Here is a 19,116-nt window from a genome sequence, read left to right as displayed (position 1 = left end):
AGACGATAGGCTTACACGCTGTAACCCTAGATTACTTGAAATATCAAATGTTACATTATAACATTTAATCAAGAATCATGAGGAAGTTAGATATGCGTTCAGATATCCATCCCGAGTATCGTGAAGTGTTATTCCATGATACCAATGCCGATGCCTATTTCGTGATTGGCAGCACGATGAACTCGAGCCAAACCAAAGAATATCAAGGTAAAACATATCCTTATGTAACACTAGATATTTCAAGCGCTTCTCATCCTTTCTATACGGGTGAGCAACGTCAGACCAGCAATGAAGGACGTGTGGCAAGCTTTAATAAACGTTTTGGCCGCTTTAAACGTGGTTAAAATCGAAAACCCTCGGTTATCTTAAGATTTAAATCGTGGTTTATGTCAGGAAATGACCTCCAATTTCCTGACTTTTTTATGCGCTGATTTTAACTCTGTGCCAACACGAGTGAAGTTAAATAAAAGCCCAGCGCCAGAACAATAATGCCGACAATCAAGCTGGATAATGCATATAAAAGCGCTAGGCCCATAGCGCCATGTTTCAATAAAACAAAGCTTTCCAGACCGAAACTGGAAAATGTGGTAAAACCACCGAGAATCCCCACCATTAAAAACAGACGAGCTTCTTGTTGGAGTGCTGGATATTTCTGGCTACAGGCAAAAAAAATCCCGGCACATAAACAGCCTAAAATATTGATCCACCAGGTGGGCCAGGGAAATTGCATTTGTGGTTTAAACAGCCAAAGTCCTGCTGCATAACGCAGACTGGCACCGATTGCCCCACCCATTGCCACCCAAAGCCAGCTCATATTTTTTCCTGTTCTATTTATTGATCAAGTTTATTTTATCCAAAGTTTCGTATTGAGCATGGATAAATTTCACTATTATCTTGAACCGAAAATCAATGAAATACCATGGAACTTCGCAAGAAAATTGCTATATTTATTGCATCCAATTTTCATGAATGGCACAGGAAAAACAGTATGGCACAGGATTTATTGGCCCAGTTGGCAGCAGGCGAAGCAAAATTTGCAGATGTGATTACTTATATCGAATCGCGTTATACGCATACACCGACTGCATTTAAAAATGGCCAGCAGAATAATGCGGCCACAGAAAACCAGGGCAGCGCCAAAGTCTTTTCTTTTGCACAATTAAATGGTCTGGATCAGGCACAGACCTTAAGCCTGTTTGCTGAGCATTATGCTTCTGTATTGGCAACGCCAGAGGCGACTGATCATCAGAATATCCGCCAGTTTATGCTCAATGGCTGGGATGGAATTGCCTTTGAAGGTCAAGCTTTAACTGCGAAGTAAGTACTAAGCAGATAAAAAAACCGCTCATCAGAGCGGTTTTTTATGAGACTCGGAAACATGCATGAAGCTGGCTTTAGCTCTTAGCGACTTTTTCAATCCACTTAATAGAACTGACGCGGAAAACTTCACAGGCACCATCACCCGTATCGGTCGGAGTTAAGGATGATTTCCAGACCAGATCTTTGTCACGCACTTCAACCAGTTCCCCTTGCATACGCACCAGATCGCCACGCTTTACTTTTTTAATTGCCTTGGCAATTTCAGGATTGGCAGGAATGATATGCATATTGGACACCATCTGCTTGGCTTGTTCTACCGGCACTGGCACCCGATCCATTTTCCAGTTTAAATAACGGTCATATTGATTCACTGTGATATGTCGGGCAATTTCAGGTTCAGCAAACAGCCCCCAACTGACGGCATAATCAATCGGAGAGAATTTGGCTTGCGGGTCAGAACTATAAACCTTGGAACCCAGAATACGGAAATCACCTTTAAAGGGCTGCAAGACCGAAATTGACTGGCCTTTAACGACAGGAGGCAAACCTTTGGCAATATTGTGGTCGACCGAGCTATAGCCCGAAATAGGCAGCAACAGGCTGGCCAGCAAAGCATAATGTTTAAAGTATTTGAGCATAATTTTTAATCTAATCCTAATCAAGTTGATCAAACGTTTTAAGGATATCTTCCTTGATCTTACGGATTTTTTAATGAATAAACAGTTGAACTTGGTAACAAACTGCACGTATTTAGTCAGCTCGATATATGCCTGTCATTTTATTTTTCAGTTAAGCTAGAACGTATTTCCATCAAATTAAAATAACTCAAATGCTGTATAAACTTTATCAACAACATATCTTTCCGCATCTGCTGAATCAAGTGATGCAAACGCCATCCTTGATGGACTTGCGTCGTGAACTACTTTTGGATATTTCCGGTGAAGTACTGGAAATTGGTTTTGGTACCGGCCTGAATCTGCCTTTTTATCAATCGGTTGATAAGGTCTATGCACTAGAACCAAACCCGACGATCTTCAAACTGGCAGAATCACGAATTCAACAGGCCGCTTTTCAGGTCGAACATATTCAGGCCAGTGCAGAAGCTTTACCTTTTGCCGAAAATAGTCTGGAAAATATTGTATCTACCTGGACGCTTTGTAGTATTGCAGAGCTGGAACAGAGCCTGCAGGAAATTTATCGTGTGCTACAACCGGGTGGGACTTTACATGTGGTCGAACATGTTCTGAATCGACAAAATTTAAATATTCAGCGTCTACAACATTTACTCACTCCCATTCAAAAGAAAGTCGCAGATGGCTGTCATCTGAATCGGGATATTGAGACCGCCTTGCTGGAAACCGGTTTTGAAATAGAAACTTTAAATTATGTAGATGCGGAAGGTATACCCAAGATTGGCCAACGCATGTTGTTAGCACGTGTTCGTAAACCAGGAAGCTAATTTACGACCATCTTATATTTAGTGTGGCTGAAGGTGGGTTACTTGCAGCAACTGACAATGAGCACGATATTCAGAGCCCGTCCCGACCCGGAATTCTTGTCCAGTCGTGCCTGAATGAACTGTCACCAGATCACCAGTGAGCGTGATTTTCTGCCCCGATTTTAGCCGGCGAATCTGATCGGCAATTTTTTCAGTGGCAGCAATCAGACTAAAATACTGTACATGCGTATTGACGAAGTCACGCTCCGCTTTATTGGTTTGTCCTTCGAGCTGATAGCAGCGTTTTGCTTCATCAAACTCCAGTTTTGCCTGTATAGCGGGCAGCGGTTGAGTCAGCAACAGCACATCAATATTACTCAGATAGGCCAGATCATTAAAATGCCCCACCACAGGGCTGGCCTGATGCAGCACCCGACGATCAGGTTTTACGAAACGGTGATCATGCACAATATAAGTCGCGGAAATGCGCTTAACGGGTTCTACTTTAAAGTTTTTAAGTACGCCCTTTTCTTGTAGATGCGGAATGGCACGAAAAAATTCATTCCACACCCAGAGTCCTAGCATAAACAGCAGCGCAGTGATCAGTAATTTTTGCATAATTTTTATTCTTCACTGGATTTTGGTTAATCCTGAAAATCAATCCGAATGGTTTCAAAACGTACCCGTCCTTCCTGAACCGCACGGGCAATAGCTTGCTGGCCTTTGGTCAGACGTGCTCCGCCACTTTTAATGTCAATCAAGACCACTTCAATATCTTCAGCATCGCCTTCGCCATCACGAAAATCGGTATAACCATCAAAGACCACATAATCGACTGGATCACCCAGAAACTTAGCATCACTCGGCAGATATTGAAATTCCGGCATGATCGGCGCGAGCTGTTCCGCCATTTTGCCTTTGAGAACGGCACGGCTGGTATTCACGCTGCGTTTTTGCGCGGCAATGAGAGACTGCTGATGCTCCAGTTCCAGCTCGGCAATATATTGCTCATATTCGGCCTTGATCCGTCCATTACGCGTTTGACTTAAAATAATAGTGGTCAATACCACCCCGATACATGCGCCAATCAGCATGGCCATCCATATGGACATTCAATCTTCCTAATTTGCCTGATTTTTATAGCATCGCATTCGACTGAAGTTGAGGACTTCGGCCATTTGCATACTTGAAAAGAATGATATGCTAGGCCGGAACAGAATAAAATCACCTTGAGTCATGAAAACAATTTTAGTTGCGAATCAGAAAGGCGGTTGTGGCAAAACCATGACAGCCATTAGTTTGGCGTCAGCACTCGCACAAAAGGGTTATAAGGTGGCATTGGCCGATGCCGACAACCAGAAATCAACATTGCAATGGCTCAAGCATCGTCCGGCACAGGCAGCGCAGATCCAAAGTCTGGACTGGCGCAATAGCAAGTCCATTGGTGATGCGCCGAAACAGATCGAATACCTGATTATTGATGCACCAGGTGCTTTGACCGATGATCATGCCGAACAGCTGATCAGTGAAGCACATGCGATTATCATCCCGATCCAGCCTTCTTTTTTTGATATCGATTCGACCCGCCGTTTTCTCAAACATTTGCAGGATATTAAACGCATCCGTAAGGGCAAGGTTGAAATTTTACTTTTGGCCAACCGTACCAAACCAAATGCCGCCAGCAATCAGGACATACAACAATTTTTTGACAAGATCGACCAGCAGCCAGTGGCCTGGATTTCGGAACGTGCCCCTTATAGCCGACTGGCTATGGAAGGCCTGTCCGTCTTTGATAAACCTCAGAAAATCTACCGTGAGCTGCAGGCTCAATGGCAACCGGTACTGAATGCCATTATTGATGATCCGAGTCAGTGGTTTTGAGTCAATCATCTGAATCGTGGTATAGCTTTGGGAAAATAATCTCGCTACTTGGCTAGCTATCATTTTCGATCGCTTTTTTTTCAGTTAATATGCCTGAACACGACCTAAAAAATGAGTCATTAAATTCAGTGCAACAGTACGCGCCTACATTACAAAAAGTCTTATTATTTGGATTGTTCTTTATCCTGATTTTTTTGAGTTTTCATATACTCAAGTATTTCATCATTCCTGTAGTTTGGGCAGCCATTATTGCCTATATGACTTGGCCCTTGTATCAATCGGTGTTACGCCTATGCGGCAATCGACCGACATTAAGTGCAACCGTAATGATCTTGGCCGTGATTCTGGTCTTTGGCCTGCCGTTTATTTTCGCCATTTTCATGCTGCAGCACGAAGGTCGTAACCTGTATTTTGAATTGCAACGACAAGTGTTTTCCGGTCACCTGAATGTCCCTGATTTTATTCGCGGGCTTCCGATTGTCGGCAAGGAAATTACCCGAACCTTAAATGAAATTAACACTGATCCGCAGAGTATTGCACTGTCGGTATCGACTTGGATTCAAGGCCATCTGAATTACGGCAAAGTGGTGTTGAATGAAGTGAGCAAAAACATCTTTAAATTATGTTTTGCGATACTTTCGCTGTTTTTCTTCTACCGTGATGGTCAGACCATTTTAAATCAGGTGCGTAAAGCCTTTGAAATGGTGGTCGGTCCACGTGTACATCATTATTTTTCCACCATTTCTGCGACTACACGTGCCGTAGTATATGGCGTCGGTTTGACCGCAATTGCACAATCCTTATTGGCTGGTCTGAGCTATTTTGTTGCAGGTGTGCCGAATCCGATGGTTTTAACCATTGTGACCTTTATTTTTGCCCTGATCCCCTTTGGTCCACCCCTCGCCTATAGTGCGGTGGCGCTATGGCTGTTTTCACAAGGACAAACCATTGAAGCCATTGGGGTCATGGTGTGGGGTGTCTGTATTGTCAGTACTGCCGATAACGTCATTCGTCCACTGGTGATTTCTGGCGCAACCCAGATTCCTTTCCTGCTGATCATGTTTGGAGTCTTGGGTGGTATTGCCAGTTTTGGTCTGGTCGGGGTGTTTATTGGCCCGGTGATTTTGGCTGTACTGCTTGCAATCTGGCGTGAATGGTTACATGAAAGTAATCTGAATGAACCTTTGATGATGCCTAAAGCCACCATGGCACATGAGATTGATCCGGAAACACAAGACACACCGCCCAAAGCACCTTAAAGCATAGATAGAATCGACTTAAACAAAACAAAACATTTAAGTACTGATTCTATATAGAGCTTCTGATCTTGCTCTGTTTAAATGAATCCACAAAACAGAATAAAGATCAGGATGCCAAAATCATGTCTTCATTGTTTAAAATTACGACACTTTGCGCGTTAAGCGCCGCACTTTTTACCGGTTGTGCCTCAACCTCTCCATCAAATGAAGTGGTCAGAGCAGTGACTGTGAATGCAGTAACTGCTCAAGGCGTGAGCCAAGAGATTGGGACCGTCTTACTTAGTGACAGCCCAGCCGGTCTGGTTATTCGTACCAACCTGAAACAACTTCCTGCGGGTGAACGAGGTTTCCATATTCATGAAAATGGTTCATGCGCGCCTGCCATGAAAGACGGCAAGATGGGCGCAGCACTGGCTGCAGGTAGCCATTACAATCCAAATCAGGCACCGCATCACGGTACGCCAGTGACCGGTCATCTCGGTGATTTACCCGCATTGAAAGTCAATACTGACGGAACTGCACGTGTCACCCTGCTTGCGCCACGTCTGAAACTGGCTGATGTTCAGGGTCGTGCGATTATGGTACATGCCGGTGGCGACAACTATTCCGACAACCCATTACCCTTGGGCGGCGGCGGTGCACGTATTGCCTGTGGTGTGATCTAAAACACCTTCATGCCAATGACTAAATAGAAAAACGGGCAACATGCTCGTTTTTTTCATGGATTTTTCTTTTATTTTGGCGTCTAAATTGCATTCAGAACTTTGCGTTTTTACTTTCCGGATCCTGTCCTTGTGAATGCTGCCCGACCTGCGACTGCTACTTTTGTTAAAATTATAAAACCTGCCCTGCTGCCCTTTCAGTCCAGTGCGCTGATGACTTATTGCCTGCAGATCCTGCTGGTGTTTTTAGGTACTACTTTCGGTCTGAAGTTTCTGGGTTATGAGTTCTTGATCGTTCCAGTAACTTTAGGGGCAATTGCCACGGCACTGACTGATTTTGATGACCGGCTAAGCCTGCGTTTGCGCAACCTGTTACTGGTCATCATTCTGTTTTTTAGTGTCAGCAGCATTCTGGAATTTCTTGCTCCGCATAAATTCTGGTTTGCATTGTGGCTGTCACTGTCGAGTGCGCTGTTTATTCTAATGGGCGCCTTAGGCCAACGTTATGCCACAATTTCATTTGGCACCATTTTACTGTCAATCTATACCATGTTTGGCTTGGGCGAATATCAGCACTGGTATGAACAGCCGCTTTATTTTGTCATTGGGGCGCTATGGTACGGCCTGACGTCTATTCTATTTTTTCTGCTGCGTCCTACCTTGCAGGTTCAGGAAAATCTCGCACAAAGCTTGCAGCACATGTCGGATTTATTGCTGAGTAAAGCCAAACTGTTTGATCCGGACCAGCATCCAAATGTTGAAAACCTGCTCTATGAGTTGTCACTTAAAAATACGTTAGTCATTCAGAGTTTTAACCGCAGCAAAGATTCGCTATTGACCCGACTCAAAGCTTCGCGTGCCAATCGCAATACCATTTACTGGCTGAATCTGTATTTTTTGATGCAGGATATTCATGAACAGGCCACGGCCAATTATCTGCATTATGAACAGATTGAACAGCATTTTAGCCGCACTGACCTGATTTTCCGGATTCAAAAAAATATCCGCCTGCAAGCCCTCGCCTGTCAGCATCTGGCAGGCTGTGTGCTGCGCAATGAAAAATTTTATCTGTCTGCAGATGATGAACTGGCATTAAAACATTTACAGGAATCGATGCAGGACTGGATTGCTCAACACCCACAAAATATTGAAGTTAAAAATTTACAGCTTATTCTGGCCAATCTGCTGAGTGTACATGAGCAGTTACAACACCTGCATGATCAACAGGCACTGTATAAGCCACGCTATCAGCAGCATTTTGATGACCTGAGTCTGTTTGATGATGATATTCGCGATAGCACAGATCTCTGGCTGAAACTCAAACCGCACTTGAGTCCGCAATCGGCACTCTTTCGGCATGCTGTGCGGATTGCCATTGTGTTTCTAGTCGGCTATGCCATTTCATTATTGCCCTTTGCGAAAAATGGCTACTGGATTTTACTGACCAGCCTGTTTGTCTGTCAGATCAGTTATTTTGCCACCAAAAGCCGGCTCAAATTGCGGACCCTAGGAACATTATTAGGGGTCATGCTGGGCGTTCCCATTCTGTATTTTGTGCCAAGTGTCGAAGGTCAGTTACTCCTGACAGTGATTTTTGGTGTCGGTTTTTTCTATCTACGTTCCAAAAAATATGCCATGGCCACTCTTATGGCGACCTTGATGGTACTCCTGATTTTTAACCTGAAAGGTGCCGGTTATGCCATTATTTTACCGCGTATTATTGATACCCTCATAGGCTGTCTGATTGCCTGGATGGCAGTAAGCTGGATCTGGCCTGACTGGAATTTCCGCAATATTTCCAGCAATATTAAAAAATCATCACTTGCTACGCTGGACTATTTTGCTGCAGTGGTCGAGCAATATCAAAACGGTAAAGATAACAGTATTGCTTACCGGACTGCACGGCGTCTGGCCCACAATGCACAGATTGATTTATCCAGCATGATTTCAAGCCTGAGTACCGAACCGAATCCAGATCCGCAACTGGTTAAAAGTGCCTTTCGCTATCTGGTTTATAGCCATAGCCAGCTCAGCTATATTGCAGCATTGGGGAGTCACCGTGAGCAGGTTACTGATGCACAAATTCTGGTTTTAATGCGCTGGTGTCAGCAAACCTTAACTGGGGTATTACTGCAACAACAGCCTTTAGCTACCTACGACATCGATCATAAACTGGCAGAAATTCAACGCTTAAGTACCCAGGAAAACCAGTCAGCACATCTGCTTTTGATGCTGAAACAGATCAGTTTATTGTTGGAAACCTTACCGGAATTACTAAAATTACGTCATGAATTATTAGGTGCCGAGATTAAATAACCAACTGCCTTACTTGGTTATAACTTATTAAAAATATTGAATATATCTTTATTATTAAGATTCAATATTCAGGTGATATTCGGTACACTCAGAACTAATTCGGTTAAATCAATATGTATTATGAACATCAAAACTTTGCGTCTGGTCGGTTTGCTTGAAGGGATTTCATTCCTGCTGCTGTTATTTATCGCGATGCCAGTGAAATATATGATGGATAATCCGATTCTGGTCAAATATGTCGGTATGGGTCATGGGGTACTGTTTGTGCTGTTTCTGGTGGTGTTATTCGCAGTATGTGAAAAACAGAAATGGTCTCTCAGCATGTTTGTGATGGGTTTAATCGCTTCGATTCTGCCTTTCGGTCCATTCCTGTTTGATATGAAACTGAAGAAGCTGGAACAGCCCGCTGAAGCTTAATTGTAGAATCCTAATATAATTAGATCAGTCAAAAGAAAATTCTCTCTCCCTTTGGGAGAGAGTTAGAGAGGGAACTTATTAAATACTTAACCTCACCCTAGCCCTCTCCTAAAAGGAGAGGGAAATTCAATACTGAACATATGATTTCAATAATTTATAATTTCCCTTAATAAGGAATCAAAACTCCCCACGCTCTTGTCTTTCCAGCATTAACTGTTTGAGTTGCATGCGTGGCAAAGTAAACCAGAGTGCAATCAGAATCAAAGAGGCAACACAATAGGCCCAGATATCATAAGCTTCATATGCCATTCTTACTGCTTCAATTACCACAAAAAAGCTGAGCATCAGGATAATAGAAACCGTCGCAGCCACCGTACCTTTGGACACTTCTGAAGACATCAGTGCAAAACGGTACAGTACCGAAAAACTTACACCCTCACCGAGACTGATACAGGTGGTGCCGATAATCAGACAATGAACAAAATACTCTGGAATCAATAAGCCCAACATCAATAAACCGGCACCCAACAGCATCAGTGGCAGACCCAATAATACGGTTTTACCCAGCGGCATTTTATCGATAATTTTCAGCAAAATCAGATTACCTGCAATCAGGCCACCCAAGACCGGAAACTGCGCCAGACCATATTGCACACTACTGAATCCAAATTGCTCGACCAGAATCACTGGTGACAATGCAATCCATAACATCAAAGGCAGACTCACCAAAGGCAAGGCTACAGTCATAATCACAAAGCGCTTATTTTTTACAACCTGTTTAAAGTCATCCAGAATATAGCTGACCGGCTGTCTGGGAATACTGACTTTCAGATTTGGCATTTTGGCTTTTAGGCCGAACCAGCTCAGAAATGAAAGAAATGCAATCCCGATAAAGCCCCAATGCCAGGAGATATGATCAATCATAAAGGCACCCAGCACTGGTCCTAGCAAGGGTGCCAGCAAAGACACATTGGCCATCAGTGCCATGACTTTGATGGCATCACGTTCTTCAAAGCTTTCCTGAATGGCGGCATAACCTACAGCGGTAATAAAGGACAGGCCAAAGCCCTGTAAAAAGCGCAGAAATAAGAAACTTTCAATATTAGGTGTCAACAAAATAGCTAGACAGCTAACCGTAAAAAATGCCACACCGCCGAGCAGTACCGTTTTACGTCCAAGACGATCGGATAAAGGTCCCAGAATCGCTGCGACAAATGCCCCGCCCAGCAGGAAAAAGGACATGGAGGATGGCGCCCACGAACTACTCACACCAAAATCACGGGTAATCGCCAGCATGGCCGGTTGAATCAGGTCATTACATATATAGACTGAGAATTCAAACAGGACCAGTGCCAGCGGGAACATAAGTGTGGCACGGGTCAGTTTTTGGGTGTGGATATTTTGCATGGGAGTTTTTATTGTCAGTCTGCCCGTTTTAACAGACTGAACTTTGTCTAAAATAGAAAGAAATAATTTTAGCAGATGAGATATTCAAACGCTCTGAATAAATATAACTGATCGTAGAGATAATCTTCCAAATAAAAAAGCGCATCCTCTAGATACGCTTTTAACCAAAATCTGTCTAAAGATCAAACACTATTATGGACAGACTGCTTTCTGGAAAGTCTTGGTATTTGAACCTCGTGCACAACGATACAACTTCTCGGTATTTTCCAGCATCCAGCTGTTATCTTCCCGTTTAAAATAATAAATGGTCTGTACTGAACGTACCGAATCATCCATTAACCCAGTTTCAGTGACTTTGACCTGTCCAATCGTGGGCGACTCTACCTTGTCAAAGAACTGGCGCAACTCAACTGTTGCCAGTTCCTTACGCAAGTCCGGTCTTAATTGTAAAACCTGTTCCAAAGGCGTATCCGAAGATGACTGTACCTTTGCAATGACCTGTTGAGCAGTTGCACAGCCTGAACCCAATATACCAAAAGCGAGAGTTGCGACTGCCAATATCCGGAACATATTATTTAACCCTTTATCATCATTCTTATTCCAACCTATCATGCCGAGCTTCTTAGTACAAAACCATTTAGACTCTGTAACTGTCTTTACACAGCAATAAAAAAGCGCACCTTTCGATGCGCTTTTTTCAATTCCGACCGATTAAAGATCGAAAAGTTTACCCGGATTCATGATGCCATTTGGATCAAACACTTTTTTCAGAGCTTTCATATATTCGATTTCTTCCGCAGAACGCGAATATTCAAGATATGGCTTCTTGGTCATGCCCACACCATGTTCCGCAGAAATTGAACCGTCATATTTTTTCACGGTATCAAAGACATACTTATTCACTACCTGACATTTGGCAAAGAATTCGTCTTTGCTTAAGTTTTCAGGTTTCAGGATATTCAAATGCAGGTTACCGTCACCGATATGACCGAACCAGCAGATTTCAAAGTCTGGGTAATTCGTTGAAACAATCGCATCAATTTCTTTAATGAATGCAGGAACGTGCGTGATCAGAACTGAGATGTCATTTTTATATGGAATAAACGGCGCGATAGATTCAGAAATATCTTCACGTAAACGCCATAAACTTTCTACTTGATCAAGGCTTTGGCTCATTACGCCGTCCAGCACCCAACCTTGTTCCATGCAATGCTCGAAGATTTCCATCGCCTTGTCCATAATCGGCTCAAACGGCGCTTCAAACTCAAGCAATACATAGAATGGGCATTCAGTTTCAAATGGACGTTGCACGTGACCATGGGCCAAGACTTTCTGCATCGCCAGTTCACCAAAGAACTCAAATGCAGTCAGGTCAATTTTCGCCTGGAAGGCATGCAATAACGGCATGATCGCATCAAAGTCAGGTACACCCAGTACCATCACTTGCAGGTCTTGCGGTTGACGTTCAAGCTTGATTTCCGCTTCCGTCACCAGACCCAGCGTACCTTCACCACCAATAAATAAATGTTGTAGCGCATAACCGGTTGCATTCTTGATCATACCTTTGTTCAGACGCAATACATCGCCCTTACCCGTCACAACGGTCAGGCCAAGTACCCAGTTACGGGTCATGCCGTATTTAATCACTTTGATGCCGCCAGCATTGGTGCCGATGTTACCGCCAATTTGCGATGAACCTGCCGAAGCAAAGTCAACTGGGTAATACATGCCCTGCTCTTCAGCATAGTTCTGTAACTGTTCAGTCACCACACCTGCCTGTACGCGCACCATACGATCTGCCGGGAAAAACTCCAGAATCTGGTTCATCTTGTCCATGCTGACCACGATCTCGCCATTGGCTGCGACTGCACCTGCAGAAAGACCGGTACGACCACCCGATGGAGTCACTGCAACATTAAATTGGTTCGCCAGTTTTACGATGTCTTGAACTTGCTCAGTTGACGACGGAAAAACGACGACTGACGGGTTTGGATCAAAGTGCTTCGTATGATCGCGACCCCAATTCTGGAGACTGTCCGTATCGGTTTTAATACGGTTTTCACCCACAATTGCAGTCAATTGGGTCAATAACTCAGGGGTTAAAGCGACTGGAGCATTCATCGTTTGCAGACCTAGCATGATTTAAACAAGAGAGACTTCGCTGGTTCATTTGCACATTTTTTATGCATAAAAACATGAATACAAATCAGGCGAAACATGGTTATTAAAGCACCGGATCACGCTGCTTTAATAACCATGGCGCAATATTATAAGCTATTTTTTGGTGTTTCCCGCGAAAAATGACAATTTTGATAATATACCTTTGAAAATGCAGATTTAAATCAAACACCATGATCATTATTATCAATATATCTTGCCAGAATAGCTGATGTGAGCGTCATTAAGGAAATGTATAAGTGCGCTTTTCCTGTGCTATTATACCGCGACTAAATTTGGCCTTTGTAGCGGAGCCGTAATGAGCCAACATCTATCTCTACCTAAAGATAAAATCCGTTTCTTGTTGTTAGAAGGCGTTCACCAGAATGCAATCGACACTCTAAATGCTGCTGGATATACCAACATCGATTATCGTAAGACTGCGCTTGAGGGTGAAGCGTTGAAAGAAGCGATTAAAGATGCTCACTTCATCGGTATTCGTTCCCGTACTCAATTGACTGAAGAAGTCTTTGAAGCTGCGAACAAACTGATTGCTGTCGGTTGTTTCTGTATTGGTACCAACCAGGTGAACCTGGACGCTGCAATGCGTCGCGGTATTCCAGTCTTTAACGCACCTTACTCAAATACGCGTTCAGTCGCTGAACTTGTACTTGCTGAAGCAATTCTTCTCCTTCGCCGTGTACCTGAAAAATCAGCAGATACACACACAGGCGGCTGGAACAAATCTGCAGTTGGTTCGTTCGAAACACGTGGTAAAACTTTAGGTATCGTAGGTTACGGTTCAATTGGTTCACAACTTTCTGTACTTGCTGAAAGCATGGGTATGAAAGTGATCTATTTCGATACAGTGACTAAATTGCCTTTAGGTAATGCACGTCAAGTCGGTAGCTTGGGCGAACTTTTGGCAAATGCCGATGTGGTTTCTCTACACGTTCCTGATGTTCCGTCTACACGTAACTTCATGACCAAAGATCAGTTCGCGCAAATGAAAGAAGGTTCAATCTTCATCAACGCGGCACGTGGTACCTGTGTCGTGATCGAAGACCTGGCAGATGCGATCAAATCTGGTCACATTGCTGGTGCTGCGGTAGATGTATTCCCGAAAGAGCCTAAAGCAAACGGTGAAGAATTTGTTTCTCCACTGCGTAACCTGCCAAACGTAATTCTGACTCCACACGTAGGCGGTTCTACGATGGAAGCGCAAGCGAACATCGGTCTGGAAGTAGCTGAGAAATTCGTGGCTTATTCTGACAAGGGTATGACGCTTTCTGCGGTGAACTTCCCAGAAATCGCATTGCCGTTGACTGAAGGCAAACACCGTTTACTGCACATCCACCAAAATATTCCGGGCGTGTTGTCTAAAATCAACAACCTGTTTGCTGAACAAGGCATCAACATCTCTGGCCAGTCACTGATGACTAAAGGCGATGTCGGTTACCTGGTGATGGATGTCGATGCTGCTGCATCTCATGAAGCACTCGATATGCTTTCGAATGTTGAAGGTACAATCCGCGCACGCGTATTGTTCTAATTCAATATTGTAGAAAAACCACAGCTCTCGGGCTGTGGTTTTTTGTTTTTAAGGTTTGTATTTTTAAACCTTTTTCAGCTTATGCTGCTCTTCCGCTATTCGAGCAATCGAAACCTATTTAGTCATGCTGAATTTTAAAATTGCACCTATTGTGCAAGCGCCACTAATTCTGTTGATCGCCATGATCAGTATGCAAAGCAGTGGCTCCTTTGCCAAATATCTGTTCGGTCAGTTTCCCATCCTGACCGTTTCAGCCATGCGTCTGCTGTTAGGTGCTGTGATTTTGGCACTGATTTTTAAAATTTGGCAAATCCATTTCAGACAGATCAAGTGGCCAGCCATTATCAGTTACGGCCTTGCTCTGGCCGGCATGAACCTCTTGTTTTACCTGTCGATTAATCGCCTGGCACTGGGGATTGCTGTCTCTTTTGAATTCATTGGCCCCTTAAGTGTCGCCCTGTTTTATGCACGGCAAAAATTTGACTTTGTCTGGGTCGGACTGGCGATTTTAGGGCTGGTTCTGCTGTTCCCTTTTGATCAAGCTGCCCAGCCACTTGATCCAATCGGGATTGCATTCGCCTTGGGTGCCGGTGCCTGCTGGGCTTTATATATCGTTGCCGGCCAAAGACCTTCAGGCGTTTCTGGCAATCATACTGTATGCTTGGGCATGTTTGTCGGCATGCTGGTGCTGATGCCGATTGCGCTCTTGGCAGGCATGCCGGCACATACTTTTGAACCGATGAGTTTGTTATATTTTGTGGCTTTGGCTGTGTTGGCCAGTGCCCTGCCTTTCACTCTGGAAATGATCGCACTGCGTAATTTAAGCGCACTCAGTTTCGGCACTTTGATGAGTCTGGAACCCGCCATTGCCGCACTCTCGGGGCTGGTCTTTCTAGGTGAAACCTTGTTGTGGACACAATGGCTGGCATTAGCCACGATTATCAGTGCTTCAGTGGGTTGTACGGTGACCAGTCAAAGAAGAAAAAATACAGTTGAGCACTTTTAAATTTAAAATTCGTTATAAGAAATTCTACTCACTTTGAATTTAAAAAATATTAGCTGGAAAAGCCTACTCAAAGTCGATAAATTCAGTCTAATACTCTTCTAAGATCAAAATTTTCTCTTTTTAAAAGTAACTTTAAATTTAAAATTATTTCCACCCCTACTCATTAAAAATTAACCGTTTTGCTATAATCCCGCTTTCTTCCATGTCCTGATTACACCTTTCTGGTGTAAGTAACTCCCATGCCAAACGCCCAACTCCTTGCTGTGTTGTACATGGTTTTATCCATGATGTCGTACCAGATCAGTGCATCCTTCGCCAAGCAACTTTTTCTGGTCCTTGACCCTATCACAGTGACCATTTTAAGACTCTGTTTTGCAGCGATCATTGTCGGCGTGATGTTTCGTTCCTGGAAAATTATTCCCCGTTTGCCTTTTTTGAAATGGCGATATTTGCTCTGCTATAGCGCTGCTTTAGGGGTCATGAATATTTTATTCTATTTGTCTCTAGGAAGATTACCGCAGGGAATTGCAGTTGGTCTGGAATTTATTGGTCCGCTCGGCCTAGCCCTCATTTCGATTAAACATCGTAGTGACTATATTTGGGTATTGATGGCCATTTTAGGCATTGCTTTAATGGTGCCATGGGGACAGGCCAATAGCAGTAATTTCGACCTGCTCGGCGCCGCCTGTGCGTTAGGTGCGGGTTTATGCTGGGCACTGTATATTTTCTTCGGGCAACGTGTAGTGCAGCAAAATATCGGCATGCATGCACTGACTATTGCGATTAGCATTTCTGCTCTGTGTTTGCTACCCATTGGACTATATAACAATGCACCAGCGCTGATTGATACCCAGTATTGGGGCAAGGCAATTATCATTGCAGTGCTGGCAACAGCCATTCCTTATGCTCTGGATTTAAAGGCACTTCAGCATTTGAATAAAACCAGCTATGGAACCCTGTCCAGCTTGTCTCCGGCTTTGGCTGCACTGGCCGGTTTTGTACTATTAGGCGAAAAAATTACGCTTCTTCAGACCGTGGCACTGATCTGTATCATGCTAGCATCAGTCGGTGTGACTGTACGTGCCGCACGTCAAGGATCGGCAGAGCGGAATGCTTAAAAGTCTTATTGAAATTTGAACAACTAATTAAATATCCTATCCATTCTATATTTTACTTGCTTTGAAAGAAAAATATAGAAGGTAGATAAATTGGCATAAAAAGGATGGCACTACAGCCATCCTTTTTATTTATTCAATTTGAATTTAAAACTTAGTTTATACCAGCATATCTTTTTTCATGTCTTTATAACGCTGGTATTCATTCTTGTACTGCACTGCTAAAGCGGTCTTCTGCTTTTCATCCAGAATTTTACCGGCCTGCTGGAAGAAACCATGTTCCTCTTCTTTTAAGTGATGATGCACCTTTTCGGAAAGTTTTTTGGCCATGGCAATCCAGCCCGGATTACTCAATTCAGTTGCGGTCAGTTCCTCGATCATTTCGTCCATTTCATGATGTTCGGCCAAGGCATGGCGGGTAATATTCAGGCCCGAATCGGTCATCATCAAGGGAATATAAAAATAACGGTCTTCCGCAGCTTCATGGGCAAACAATTCATTTTTCAGTTGCTTGAACAGCTCGCGGCGTTCTGGTGTATCCCCGGAAGTCTGTAATAGTTTTTCTGCAAGATCACGCTGAATCTCATGACTCTCTCTTAATGCTTCAAAAATAGTCGTCATTCCGATATTTCTCCGATTGTTTTATTTTTCATATCATTGATTCTAGAAGATTTTCAGAACAGGTTCAGACGCAGTTTATACAGTGATTTGTTAAGAAATTTTAATATCGAGAATGATTTACATCGGGTTTAGATCTAAAAAAACATCTGGTATGCCATCCGGCAAATCAGCAGACTGACCAGAATCAGGAATAAAATCCGGATAAAGCCACTGCCATATTTAAATGCCAAACGCACCCCGACCAAGGAACCACAAATATTGGCTACCGCCATCATTGTCCCGATCATAAACAGCACATTGCCACTGGGAATAAAAAAGCTTAAGGCGGCCAGGTTGGTGGTGAAATTGGCAATTTTCGATAAGGCCGATGCATGCAGGAAGTCGACGCTTAAATATCGAATAAAAAAGAAAATAAAGAAACTGCCGGTGCCCGGACCAAAGATACCATCATAAAAGCCTATCGCCAGACTGCCCAAACCGGCCAGAATCAGCATTTTCCGATTCAGTTTTTGTTCGGTATGCACTTGGCCAAACTGTTTTTTCATTAAGGTATAGATTGCGATCACGATCAACATGACCAACACGAAAGGCTTAAGGATCTCGACTGGAATGAGCGTAACGCTGGCTGCACCCATAAAAGAACTGACAAAACTGCATAGTGCAATTACGCCCAAGAGCAGCCAGGGCAGTTTTACCTGACGCAGGTAGGAAAATGCCGCAGAAGCGGTGCCACAAATGGACGCGAGTTTATTGGTGCCAAAGACCGTAGCAGGCTGTAAATGCGGTAAACTCCCCATAATTGCCGGGATCTGGATCAGACCACCACCGCCCACGGCAGCATCAATCGCTCCTGCAAAAAATGCAAAGACAACCAGACTGATGATGATCTCAATTTCCATATATTGGCTCGATTAAAGGTTCAGGACGCGTTTGGGTACCAGACGTTTTTTGTCGGTGATTTCTGCCAGTCCCAGACATTTCTCGCCATCAAAAACCAGCACCTGTTCAGCTGCTTCATGTTCGATATTGCTTTCCATGCCGCGGCTAAAATATTCTGCACGACCTTCGGGTATCTGCACTTTTGGAAAATGATCAACCGGCGCATAGGCCGGCAACAACAGTGCATCACGCTCTGCTTCGCTCAGGCTTTCCAGATATTCAATGGTATAACTCGGAATCAAATCAAAATGGCCGGTTTTGATACGGTGCAGATAAGTCAGATGGCCATAAGTTCCCAGCGCTTTGGCAATATCTTCCCCCAAAACCCGGATATAAGTCCCTTTAGAGCAGGTAATATCTAGCGTGATACTGTTCTCCGTAAAGGACATAAGCTCAATCACTAAAATGGTAATCGGACGTGCTTCACGTTCAATCTCGATACCTTTGCGCGCCAGTTCGTATAAAGGACGGCCTTCTTTTTTCAGTGCCGAATACATCGGCGGCACTTGCTGGATATCACCCATAAATTGCGCCAGTGTTTCTTGAATCAAAGACTCGGATAATTCAGGAACTGCTTTTTCCAGAAGCACCTCGCCTTCCACATCACCCGTAGTGGTGCTATGTCCCAAAAATACGGTCGTCTGATAACGCTTGACCGAATCTAATAAATAATGCGAAAACTTGGTCGCCTCCCCCAAACACACAGGCAATAAACCGGATGCCAACGGATCCAGCGCGCCAGTATGGCCGGCTTTTTGTGCACGATACAACCAGCGGACTTTTTGCAATGCAGCATTGGAACTGATGCCCAAAGGCTTATTAAGCAGGAAGACACCACTAAGATGACGACGCTGAATTTTAGGAGATGATGCTTTCATGGCAAAAAATCAGACATTTTATAAATTGGCGTCATGGTAAAACCCTGCGAGAGGATTTACAACTTTTCTATAGTCTCTAATGATTTTTATGGCATATTGAGCCGGTTTGAACAACTCAACGCTTTTAAAAAGCTTAAACCTCTAAAAA

At 43.8% G+C, this 19,116-nt stretch carries 21 protein-coding genes; 11 read left to right on the top strand and 10 right to left on the bottom strand.

Features of this window, described 5'->3' with window-relative positions; translation table 11 throughout:
- Positions 1–92 precede the first annotated feature (92 nt).
- Positions 93–344, top strand: coding sequence for a type B 50S ribosomal protein L31 (locus tag Q9R24_RS05000; RefSeq protein WP_004732342.1), 252 nt, complete (start codon positions 93–95; stop codon positions 342–344).
- Positions 345–433: 89 nt separating this feature from the next.
- Here Q9R24_RS05000 and crcB read toward each other — a convergent pair whose 3' ends face one another.
- Positions 434–814, bottom strand: coding sequence for a fluoride efflux transporter CrcB (gene crcB, locus Q9R24_RS04995; RefSeq protein ID WP_222112303.1), 381 nt, complete (start codon positions 812–814; stop codon positions 434–436).
- 174 nt (positions 815–988) lie between these two features.
- On the opposite strand from crcB, the gene Q9R24_RS04990 reads away from it, so the two are divergent.
- The gene (locus Q9R24_RS04990; protein WP_005101257.1) at positions 989–1,321 is read left to right on the top strand and encodes a HopJ type III effector protein; all 333 of its coding nucleotides are present in this window, start codon (positions 989–991) and stop codon (positions 1,319–1,321) included.
- 73 nt (positions 1,322–1,394) lie between these two features.
- Here the strand turns inward: Q9R24_RS04990 and Q9R24_RS04985 are convergent, their stop codons facing one another.
- A complete protein-coding gene (locus Q9R24_RS04985; RefSeq protein ID WP_253100522.1) occupies positions 1,395–1,958 on the bottom strand; it encodes a hypothetical protein in 564 nt (187 codons plus the stop codon).
- A 191-nt stretch (positions 1,959–2,149) separates the two neighbouring features.
- Here Q9R24_RS04985 and Q9R24_RS04980 point away from each other — a divergent pair, with 191 nt between their 5' ends.
- Positions 2,150–2,779: a class I SAM-dependent methyltransferase gene (locus Q9R24_RS04980; protein ID WP_311203843.1), complete on the top strand. Its 630-nt coding sequence runs from the start codon at positions 2,150–2,152 to the stop codon at positions 2,777–2,779.
- An 18-nt stretch (positions 2,780–2,797) separates the two neighbouring features.
- Here Q9R24_RS04980 and Q9R24_RS04975 read toward each other — a convergent pair whose 3' ends face one another.
- Together Q9R24_RS04975 and Q9R24_RS04970 are read right to left on the bottom strand one after the other, a co-directional pair.
- Complete coding sequence (locus Q9R24_RS04975) at positions 2,798–3,376, bottom strand: hypothetical protein (protein ID WP_004732353.1); 579 nt, start codon at positions 3,374–3,376, stop codon at positions 2,798–2,800.
- Between the two features lie 26 nt (positions 3,377–3,402).
- On the bottom strand, positions 3,403–3,870 hold the full coding sequence (locus Q9R24_RS04970; protein WP_004645008.1) for a Holliday junction resolvase-like protein: 468 nt from the start codon (positions 3,868–3,870) through the stop codon (positions 3,403–3,405).
- Between the two features lie 124 nt (positions 3,871–3,994).
- On the opposite strand from Q9R24_RS04970, the gene Q9R24_RS04965 reads away from it, so the two are divergent.
- From Q9R24_RS04965 to Q9R24_RS04945, 5 genes are all read left to right on the top strand, one after another.
- Positions 3,995–4,639 carry a ParA family protein gene (locus Q9R24_RS04965; protein ID WP_005249839.1) on the top strand — a complete coding sequence of 215 codons (645 nt, stop codon included), beginning with the start codon at positions 3,995–3,997 and terminating at the stop codon, positions 4,637–4,639.
- A gap of 128 nt (positions 4,640–4,767) precedes the next feature.
- Positions 4,768–5,898 carry an AI-2E family transporter gene (locus Q9R24_RS04960; RefSeq protein WP_224216247.1) on the top strand — a complete coding sequence of 377 codons (1,131 nt, stop codon included), beginning with the start codon at positions 4,768–4,770 and terminating at the stop codon, positions 5,896–5,898.
- Between the two features lie 122 nt (positions 5,899–6,020).
- Positions 6,021–6,563 carry a superoxide dismutase family protein gene (gene sodC / locus Q9R24_RS04955; protein ID WP_224216246.1) on the top strand — a complete coding sequence of 181 codons (543 nt, stop codon included), beginning with the start codon at positions 6,021–6,023 and terminating at the stop codon, positions 6,561–6,563.
- 129 nt (positions 6,564–6,692) lie between these two features.
- Positions 6,693–8,876 (top strand): YccS family putative transporter, encoded by a 2,184-nt coding sequence (yccS, locus tag Q9R24_RS04950; protein ID WP_311203842.1) that lies wholly within the window; start codon positions 6,693–6,695, stop codon positions 8,874–8,876.
- A 120-nt stretch (positions 8,877–8,996) separates the two neighbouring features.
- Complete coding sequence (locus tag Q9R24_RS04945; protein ID WP_004645001.1) at positions 8,997–9,293, top strand: DUF3817 domain-containing protein; 297 nt, start codon at positions 8,997–8,999, stop codon at positions 9,291–9,293.
- A gap of 177 nt (positions 9,294–9,470) precedes the next feature.
- On the opposite strand, the gene Q9R24_RS04940 is transcribed toward Q9R24_RS04945, so the two are convergent.
- From Q9R24_RS04940 to Q9R24_RS04930, 3 genes are all read right to left on the bottom strand, one after another.
- Positions 9,471–10,700, bottom strand: a complete 1,230-nt coding sequence (locus Q9R24_RS04940; RefSeq protein ID WP_311203841.1) for an MFS transporter — start codon at positions 10,698–10,700, stop codon at positions 9,471–9,473.
- 192 nt (positions 10,701–10,892) lie between these two features.
- Positions 10,893–11,270: a hypothetical protein gene (locus Q9R24_RS04935; protein ID WP_004281576.1), complete on the bottom strand. Its 378-nt coding sequence runs from the start codon at positions 11,268–11,270 to the stop codon at positions 10,893–10,895.
- Positions 11,271–11,411: 141 nt separating this feature from the next.
- On the bottom strand, positions 11,412–12,821 hold the full coding sequence (locus Q9R24_RS04930) for an FAD-binding oxidoreductase (RefSeq protein ID WP_311203840.1): 1,410 nt from the start codon (positions 12,819–12,821) through the stop codon (positions 11,412–11,414).
- Between the two features lie 355 nt (positions 12,822–13,176).
- Between Q9R24_RS04930 and serA the strand changes: the two genes are divergently transcribed.
- The 3 genes from serA to Q9R24_RS04915 all read left to right on the top strand — a co-directional run bounded on the left by serA (position 13,177) and on the right by Q9R24_RS04915 (position 16,533).
- Positions 13,177–14,409 carry a phosphoglycerate dehydrogenase gene (serA, locus tag Q9R24_RS04925; RefSeq protein ID WP_005108551.1) on the top strand — a complete coding sequence of 411 codons (1,233 nt, stop codon included), beginning with the start codon at positions 13,177–13,179 and terminating at the stop codon, positions 14,407–14,409.
- A 124-nt stretch (positions 14,410–14,533) separates the two neighbouring features.
- Complete coding sequence (locus Q9R24_RS04920) at positions 14,534–15,415, top strand: EamA family transporter (RefSeq protein ID WP_311203839.1); 882 nt, start codon at positions 14,534–14,536, stop codon at positions 15,413–15,415.
- Positions 15,416–15,654: 239 nt separating this feature from the next.
- Entirely contained in the window at positions 15,655–16,533 is an 879-nt protein-coding gene (locus Q9R24_RS04915; RefSeq protein WP_311203838.1) for an EamA family transporter, read from the top strand.
- Between the two features lie 156 nt (positions 16,534–16,689).
- On the opposite strand, the gene Q9R24_RS04910 is transcribed toward Q9R24_RS04915, so the two are convergent.
- The 3 genes from Q9R24_RS04910 to truB form a co-directional block, all read right to left on the bottom strand.
- On the bottom strand, positions 16,690–17,151 hold the full coding sequence (locus Q9R24_RS04910) for a hemerythrin domain-containing protein (protein ID WP_311203837.1): 462 nt from the start codon (positions 17,149–17,151) through the stop codon (positions 16,690–16,692).
- Between the two features lie 134 nt (positions 17,152–17,285).
- Complete coding sequence (locus tag Q9R24_RS04905) at positions 17,286–18,050, bottom strand: TSUP family transporter (RefSeq protein ID WP_311203836.1); 765 nt, start codon at positions 18,048–18,050, stop codon at positions 17,286–17,288.
- A gap of 12 nt (positions 18,051–18,062) precedes the next feature.
- Positions 18,063–18,968: a tRNA pseudouridine(55) synthase TruB gene (gene truB, locus Q9R24_RS04900; RefSeq protein ID WP_311203835.1), complete on the bottom strand. Its 906-nt coding sequence runs from the start codon at positions 18,966–18,968 to the stop codon at positions 18,063–18,065.
- Positions 18,969–19,116: the final 148 nt, after the last annotated feature.

Source organism: Acinetobacter sp. RRD8 (assembly GCF_031844225.1).
In the GTDB taxonomy this organism is placed as follows: domain Bacteria; phylum Pseudomonadota; class Gammaproteobacteria; order Pseudomonadales; family Moraxellaceae; genus Acinetobacter.
The sequence above is the reverse complement of the archived record's forward strand: the minus strand, read 5'-3'. Positions and strand labels throughout refer to the sequence as shown.